Source organism: Aeromonas sp. QDB63, from assembly GCF_027707425.1.
Taxonomy (GTDB): Bacteria; Pseudomonadota; Gammaproteobacteria; order Enterobacterales; family Aeromonadaceae; genus Aeromonas; species Aeromonas caviae.
This window is the reverse complement of sequence record NZ_JAPCIS010000036.1, coordinates 34106-41326: the sequence shown is the minus strand read 5'-3', so window position 1 is coordinate 41326 and position 7221 is coordinate 34106. Positions and strand designations below refer to the sequence as shown.

The window sequence follows — 7221 nt, the reverse complement described above, 5'->3', positions numbered from 1 at the left end:
AGTTCAGTCGGTTAGAATACCGGCCTGTCACGCCGGGGGTCGCGGGTTCGAGTCCCGTCCGCTCCGCCACTACTTAAAAAGCCCAGTCTAACGACTGGGCTTTTTTTCGTTCCCGAGACAGCACCCATTTCCCCTCACATCAACACCGCCATCATCCGATCATCGCCCCTGAGAGAGGTTGCCGCTATAATGGCCGCCCTCAAGCAAGGTGGTGGTATGAAAGCAGAGTATCTACAGCGATTCGGGGGCATAGCCCGTCTTTATGGCCAGCGTGCCCTTGGCTCCTTCAGCCAGGCGAAAGTCTGTGTGGTAGGGATTGGTGGCGTCGGCTCCTGGGCGGCCGAGGCGCTGGCTCGGGCCGGCATCAACCAGATCACTCTGATCGACATGGATGATATCTGCATCACCAACACCAATCGCCAGATCCATGCCATGCAGGGCACGGTCGGCCGTCTCAAGACGGAGGTGATGGCCGAGCGCATCCGTGCCATCAACCCGGATTGCGAGGTGATCGAGGTGGATGACTTCGTCACCGCCGACAACCTGGGCGAGCATATCAAGCGGGAGTTTGACTATGTGGTAGATGCCATCGACTCGGTCAAGGCCAAGGTGGCGCTGATTGCCTTCTGCAAGCGCAACAAGATCCCGGTGATAGTGGCGGGCGGTGCCGGCGGGCAGATGGACCCGACCCAGATCACCGTGGCCGACTTGGCCAAGACCATTCAGGATCCGCTGGCCGCCAAGGTGCGCTCCGACCTGCGCCGACTGCACAACTTCAGCAAGAATCCGGCGCGCAAATTCGGGGTGGAGTGTGTCTTCTCAACCGAGCAGCTGAGTTATCCGGATGGCAATGGCGGCACCTGCCAGGCCAAGGCGGCCAGCGACGGCAATATGAAGATGGATTGCGCCTCCGGCTTCGGTGCCGTGACGCCGGTGACGGCCACTTTTGGCTTGGTTGCCGCGTCCCGGGTATTGAAGAAGATCGCCGAGCGGGGAGCCCGCGCCGAGAAAGAGGCCGGAAATGAAGACACAGGGTCGATTGGCGAAGCCTGATCGACCACAGTACAAGGTGGGTTAGGCAGCCTGCTGCCGGATTGCCAACACGATTGCCCTGAGCCCGTTGCCTCGCGACGGGCTCAGATGTTTCTCGAGCCCCAATTCACTGAAATAGGCATCCATATCAAAAGCCTGGATAGCGTTGGCCGTCTGATGATTGAACGCCGCCAGCACGATGACGATAAGACCGCGCACGATGCGGGCATCGGAATCGCAAGCAAAGTGCCAGTTACCATCCTCACCTTTCTCCCCTTTCAACCAGGCCTGGCTTTCACACCCCTTGAGGCGAAATGCCTCCTGCTGCCATTCGCCGGGCAGTGCAGGCAGCTGTTTGCCGAGCTGGATGATGAGTCGGTACTGGTTCTCCCAGCCGTTTGCTGCCGCAAACTGCTGGCGGATGCTATTTGCGTCGGGCTCAACGCCTATCCGGGTGTAGGTTGCGAGGCTGTTCATCGGGTGTCTGCCTTAGAAGAAGTCACTGAGTTTGTGCAGGGCGGCCAGCAGGGCGTCGGCATCGTCCCGATTGTTATAGCAGGCCAGCGAGGCGCGCATCGTGCCGCCGACACCGAGCGATTCCATCAGCGGCATGGCGCAGTGATGGCCGACCCGCAGGGCTATGCCCTGCATGTCGAGCAGGGTGGCGGCGTCCTGCGGGTGGATATCCTCCAGCAGGAAGGAGACGGCGCCGGCGCGCTGGCCGGGTTCGCCGACCAGACGCAGCCCTGGCACCTGTTGCAGTCCGGCAACCAGATAGTCGGTCAGCGCTGCTTCATGGCTGGCCAGTGAGTCCCTGTCCTGCTTCATCACAAAGTCGATGGCTGCGGCCAGGCCGATGGCGCCGGCGATATGGGGGGTGCCTGCCTCGAATTTGAAGGGCAGGGTGTTGAAGGTGGTACCGGCAAAGCTGACCCTGTCGATCATCTCGCCTCCCGCTTGCCAGGGCGGCATCCGCTCCAGTAGTTCGGTGCGGCCCCACAACACACCGATGCCGGTCGGGCCATAGAGCTTGTGACCGGAGAAGGCGTAGAAGTCGCAACCGATGGCCTGCACATCCACCTCGAGATGAGCCACCGCCTGAGCGCCATCGAGCAGGGTCAGAGCGCCGACTGCCTTGGCCGCAGCCACCATCTCTTTGACTGGATTGACGGTGCCAAGGGCGTTGGAGACATGGGCCACGCTCACCAGCCGGGTACGTGGTCCCAGCAGGGCATGATAGGCGGCCAGATCGAGATCGCCCCGCTCATCGAGGGGGATGACCCGGATGACGGCGCCGGTGCGCTGGGCGACCAGCTGCCAGGGGACGATATTGGCGTGATGCTCCAGGGTGCTGAGCACGATTTCATCCCCCGCCTTCAGCTCGCTCATCCCCCAGCTCTGGGCCACCAGATTGATCGCCTCCGTGGTGCCACGGGTCCATATCACTTCGTGGCTGCGAGGGGCATTGATAAAGCGGGCAACCGTCTCGCGGGCATCTTCGAAGGCGCGTGTGGCCCGGCCGCTCAGGGCATGGGCGGCGCGGTGCACGTTGGCATTGTCGGCCCGATAGTAGTGATTGATCGCATCCAGCACGGCTTGCGGTTTCTGGGTGGTGGCGGCGTTGTCCAGATAGACCAGAGGGTGGCCGTTCACCTCCTGCGCCAAGGCTGGAAACTGGCCGCGCAGCCGGGCGTGCTGTTGCTGATTCATGCTCCCCTCATCTCGTCTGGAAAAGTCGGTCATGATCCGGAAAATGGCGGGCAAACACAAGATGAAGTGGCGGGATCCCGTGCCCGGTTTCGGCTGCCCGCGGGATCTCTGCTACAATGCCGCCCCTCATCATAAGCCAAGAGATCCGGCCCATGAAGCTCAACCCCAATCAGAACGAAGCGGTCAAGTATGTCTCCGGCCCTTGCCTGGTGCTGGCGGGTGCCGGATCGGGCAAGACCCGCGTCATCACCAACAAGATTGCCTATCTGGTACAGCAGTGCGGCTACAACGCACGCAACATAGCGGCGGTCACTTTTACCAACAAGGCGGCGCGGGAGATGAAGGAGCGGGTCGGCCAGACCCTGGGTCGCAAGGAGGCGCGGGGGCTGATGGTCTCCACTTTCCATACCCTGGGGCTCGAGATCATTCGCCGCGAGCACAAGAGCCTGAACCTCAAGGCGAACTTCTCCCTGTTCGACGACACCGATCAGCTGGCGCTGCTCAAAGAGCTGACCGAGGCAGAGCTCGACAACGACAAGGACAAGCTCTCGGCCCTCATCAGCCAGATCTCAAACTGGAAGAACGACCTCATCCTGCCGGCTCGGGCCATGCGCATCGCCCGCGGGCCTGAAGAGGTGCTGATGGCCCAGCTCTACGAGCGCTACCACCGCCAGATGGTGGCCTACAACGCGCTGGATTTCGACGACCTCATCGTAATGCCGACCCTGTTGCTCAAGAGCAATCAGGAGGTGCGCGAGCGCTGGCAGAACAAGATCCGCTACCTGCTGGTCGATGAATACCAGGACACCAACACCAGCCAGTACGAGCTGGTGAAGCAGATCGTCGGCGAGCGGGCCCGTTTTACCGTGGTGGGGGACGACGACCAGTCCATCTACTCCTGGCGTGGGGCCAAGCCGCAGAACCTGGTGCTGCTGAACGAAGATTTCCCCAATCTGCGGCTCATCAAGCTGGAGCAGAACTACCGCTCCAAGCGGCGCATCCTCAAGTGCGCCAACATCCTGATCGCCAACAACCCCCACGTCTACGACAAGGCGCTCTTCTCCGAGCTGGACGAGGGGGTGAAGCTCAAGGTGCTGTTTGCCAAGAATGAGGAGCACGAGGCGGAGCGTATCGCCGCCGAGCTGATGGGCCACAAGTTCATGAACCGCACCCGGTTCAAGGATTACGCCATCCTCTACCGGGGCAACCATCAGTCGCGCATCTTCGAGAAGGCGTTGATGACCAACCGCATCCCCTATCGTATCTCGGGAGGTACCTCGTTTTTCTCCCGCACCGAGATCAAGGACATCATGGCCTACCTCAAGTTGCTGGTGAACCCGGACGAGGACACTGCCTTCCTGCGGGTGGTGAATCTGCCGCGCCGGGAAATCGGCCCCACCACCCTCGAGAAACTGGGCCAGTACGCCAATCAGCGCGGCAAGAGCCTGTTTGCAGCCAGCTTCGAGCTGGGGCTGGAGCAACACCTCTCCGGTCGTGGCCTCACCGCGCTGCAGGCTTTCACCAACTGGCTGGTACGGCTCGGTGATCAGGCCCTGCGCGGCAACCCGGTGGAGGCGGTGCGGGACATGATCAAGGAGATCCACTACGAGGAGTGGCTCTACGAGACCTCCCCCAGCCCGAAGGCGGCCGAGATGCGGATGCAAAACGTCTCCACCCTTTATCGCTGGATCAGCGAGATGCTGGAGGGGGATGAGCTGGAGGAGTCGATGACACTTGCTCAGGTGGTGACTCGCCTCACCCTGCGGGACATGATGGAGCGCAACGAAGGGGAGGATGAGGCGGATCAGGTGCAGCTGATGACATTGCACGCCTCCAAGGGGCTGGAGTTTCCCTATGTCTACATGGTGGGCATGGAGGAGGGGCTGCTGCCCCACCAGACCAGCATCGATGAGGACAACGTGGAGGAGGAGCGGCGCCTCGCCTACGTGGGGATCACCCGGGCCCAGACCGAGCTGACCTTTACCCTCTGCAAGGAGCGTCGCCAGTTTGGCGAGTCGGTACGGCCGGAGCCGAGCCGCTTCCTGCTGGAGCTGCCCCAGGATGACCTGGAGTGGGAAAACCAGAAGAAGGTGACGGCAGAGGAGCGCCAGCAGAAGGGGCAGGTTGGTGTCGCCAACCTGCGGGCCCTGTTCAAGAAGGATTGAGGCCGGAAGGCTTGGCCTCTCGGGCGGCCTGACCCAGCAGGGGGGGAATATCGGCTCCCGGTAGCGGGGGGGAGATGTGGCGCCCCTGCCCGAGGGCGCAGCCAAGCTCGATGAGCTTTTGCAACTGTTGCTGATTTTCGATCCCCTCGACCACCAGGGTGAAGTCGAGGTCCTGACAGATGTCCCGCATGGCGCGGATCAGCGCCAGATCCTTGGGTGAGTTCAACATGCGATGGGTGAAGCTGTCGTCCACCTTGATGTAATCCACCGGGAAGTGAAACAGGGCGTTGAGAGAAGAGAAGCCGGTGCCGAAGTCATCCAGGCTGACCTGGATCCCTTTCGCCCTGAGTTCATGCAAGGCTGTGAGGGAGTCGGCACTCTGCCGGGAGAGCTCGCGTTCGTTGAACTCAAAGATGAAACATGCGGGGATGACACCCTCCTCCTCCATGATGGTGAGCAGTTGCATGATCTGCTCGTGGCTGGCCAGGTGCTTGCCGGAGAGGTTGATGGCTATCCTGAAACGACCGACCCCGGAGGCGGGTTGCCAAAGCTTCAGTTGCTGGCAGGTGCGCTTGAGGATCTGGCGGTCCAGATCCTGAATGAGGCCGCACTGTTCCGCCAGAGGAATGAAGTCGAATGCATCCTTGAGCTCCCCTTCCTCCGTTATCCAGCGCGCCATCACCTCCAGTCCGACCAAGCGGCTGTCACACAGCCTGATCACCGGCTGGAAGTAGGGCACAATCCGCCCTTCCCGCAAGGCTCTGAAGAGCCGCTCTTCCGGTGACCCCGCCTGTTCGGTACAGGCCTCCGAATACATGACGATGCGGCTGCGACCGTTGCGCTTGGCCTGGTACATGGCGAGGTCTGCCTGGTGCAGCAGTTCACTGACATCGGCCGTTTGCTCCGTCACGCTGGCGACCCCCAGACTGACGGTGATGGTCAGTTCGTTGCCCTGGAGCCGGAACGGATGGCCGATACGGCCAATCAGGCGATTGAGCACGGGGCTGATGTCCTCTTCCCGCTGGCTGTTGTCCAGATAGATGACGAATTCGTCCCCTCCGAGCCTCGCCACCATGTCATTTTGCCGGATACAGCCTTGCAGCCTGCTGCCCAGCTCTTGCAGCAACTGATCGCCAGCACTGTGGCCCAAGGCGTCATTGACCTGCTTGAAGTGATCCACATCGACGAAAATCAGGGTGAAGCCGGCTGTCTGGTAACGGCGGTAGCGGGTCATGGCATGATGCAGGTGATTCATCAGCAGCGCCCGGTTTGGCAACTGGGTCAGCGGGTCGTGCAGGGCATTGAACTGGAGCCGCCGCTCCAGCTCCTGATGATGCTTGAGCCGTTTCTGCAACCTCAGGTTGGTTTGGCGCAGCTGTTGGAGGCGCTGGTTGATGGACTCCTCCGAGTTGAGCTCATCGAGTTGCTGTCGCACCCTTTTGAGCTCCAGCAGCAGGGTCAACTGATGGCGCAGGAAATCGAGGAATAGCCTGTCATCGGTTTCCAGAGGCCGGGTCATGTTGAGGATGAGGTGGGCAAAATATTGCTGCTGCTGACGCAGGGGCAGGCTGTACCAGTAAAGTCCCTCTTCATGGCGCTCTACGCTGTTGGTGCTGTGGCACATGGCCCGAATGATGTCATCGTCGTATGTCAGGTGTGGTGGATAGAGTCGCTCCAGTCGCTGGTTTTCCAGCCGGATCAGCAACATGTCGCTGACCGAGAGCATCTGGCGCAACACAGCTTCCAACTGGGCAAATAGGGCATGCTGAGGCAGGTTGTGAGCCAGGCGCATGACTCGGCCGATCTTCTCGATTTTCTCCTGCCACTGGGGATCCCGCTGCATGAGAGGGGAAGCCTGCCCCGCCAGCTGGGTACCGGTCTGGGTTTCGTGCAGGCGTTTGGCCAGGCACTCCAACAGCAACCTCAGGGTGGGTGCCTGATCCGGGGTGCTGCGTGCCAGCAACCACTGCACGTCGATATGCTCCACAGGCTGCACGCACCAGCCCTGACCTTCATCGAGCCGGGTGAGCTGTTCGGTGAGGCGAGGTTCTTCCCGTCCCAATTGTTGCTTGAACACGTCGGGAAGCTGATAGGTGTAGCGCCAGTTCAGCCCCCCGTCGGCCAACCCCAGCATGGCGAAATGTTGCAGAGGGCAGAGTGTGTCCAGCAGACCGACCAGTCGGGCGTAATCCTCGGGGGAGGCAATGCCGGGGGCGGGAAAATCCATGATGGAGGAGACGACCGCCAGCAAGGAGTGCGAGTCTGGCGGTGTGGTGGGCTGAACTGACATGCAACACTCCCGAAAAAACTTACC

At 61.2% G+C, this 7221-nt stretch carries 5 protein-coding genes; 2 read left to right on the top strand and 3 right to left on the bottom strand.

The window, feature by feature from the left end; genetic code table 11:
- Positions 1-216: 216 nt before the first annotated feature.
- Positions 217-1053: a tRNA cyclic N6-threonylcarbamoyladenosine(37) synthase TcdA gene (gene tcdA / locus PG879_RS17680; protein WP_029313443.1), complete on the top strand. Its 837-nt coding sequence runs from the start codon at positions 217-219 to the stop codon at positions 1051-1053.
- Between the two features lie 21 nt (positions 1054-1074).
- Here the strand turns inward: tcdA and PG879_RS17675 are convergent, their stop codons facing one another.
- Both PG879_RS17675 and PG879_RS17670 read right to left on the bottom strand, forming a co-directional pair.
- Positions 1075-1509, bottom strand: coding sequence for a SufE family protein (locus PG879_RS17675; RefSeq protein WP_270830521.1), 435 nt, complete (start codon positions 1507-1509; stop codon positions 1075-1077).
- A 12-nt stretch (positions 1510-1521) separates the two neighbouring features.
- Positions 1522-2742, bottom strand: a complete 1221-nt coding sequence (locus PG879_RS17670; RefSeq protein WP_270830520.1) for a cysteine desulfurase — start codon at positions 2740-2742, stop codon at positions 1522-1524.
- Positions 2743-2894: 152 nt separating this feature from the next.
- Here PG879_RS17670 and rep point away from each other — a divergent pair, with 152 nt between their 5' ends.
- Positions 2895-4907, top strand: coding sequence for a DNA helicase Rep (gene rep, locus PG879_RS17665; RefSeq protein ID WP_270830519.1), 2013 nt, complete (start codon positions 2895-2897; stop codon positions 4905-4907).
- On the opposite strand, the gene PG879_RS17660 is transcribed toward rep, so the two are convergent.
- Positions 4894-7197 (bottom strand): putative bifunctional diguanylate cyclase/phosphodiesterase, encoded by a 2304-nt coding sequence (locus PG879_RS17660; protein WP_050498260.1) that lies wholly within the window; start codon positions 7195-7197, stop codon positions 4894-4896. The genes rep and PG879_RS17660 overlap by 14 nt on opposite strands.
- Positions 7198-7221 lie beyond the last annotated feature (24 nt).

Coding starts and splice junctions, on each gene's coding strand:
- tcdA (WP_029313443.1), top strand. CDS start 217: ATGAAAGCAGAGTATCTACAGCGATTCGGGGGCATAGCCCGTCTTTAT.
- PG879_RS17675 (WP_270830521.1), bottom strand. CDS start 1,509: ATGAACAGCCTCGCAACCTACACCCGGATAGGCGTTGAGCCCGACGCA.
- PG879_RS17670 (WP_270830520.1), bottom strand. CDS start 2,742: ATGAATCAGCAACAGCACGCCCGGCTGCGCGGCCAGTTTCCAGCCTTG.
- rep (WP_270830519.1), top strand. CDS start 2,895: ATGAAGCTCAACCCCAATCAGAACGAAGCGGTCAAGTATGTCTCCGGC.
- PG879_RS17660 (WP_050498260.1), bottom strand. CDS start 7,197: ATGTCAGTTCAGCCCACCACACCGCCAGACTCGCACTCCTTGCTGGCG.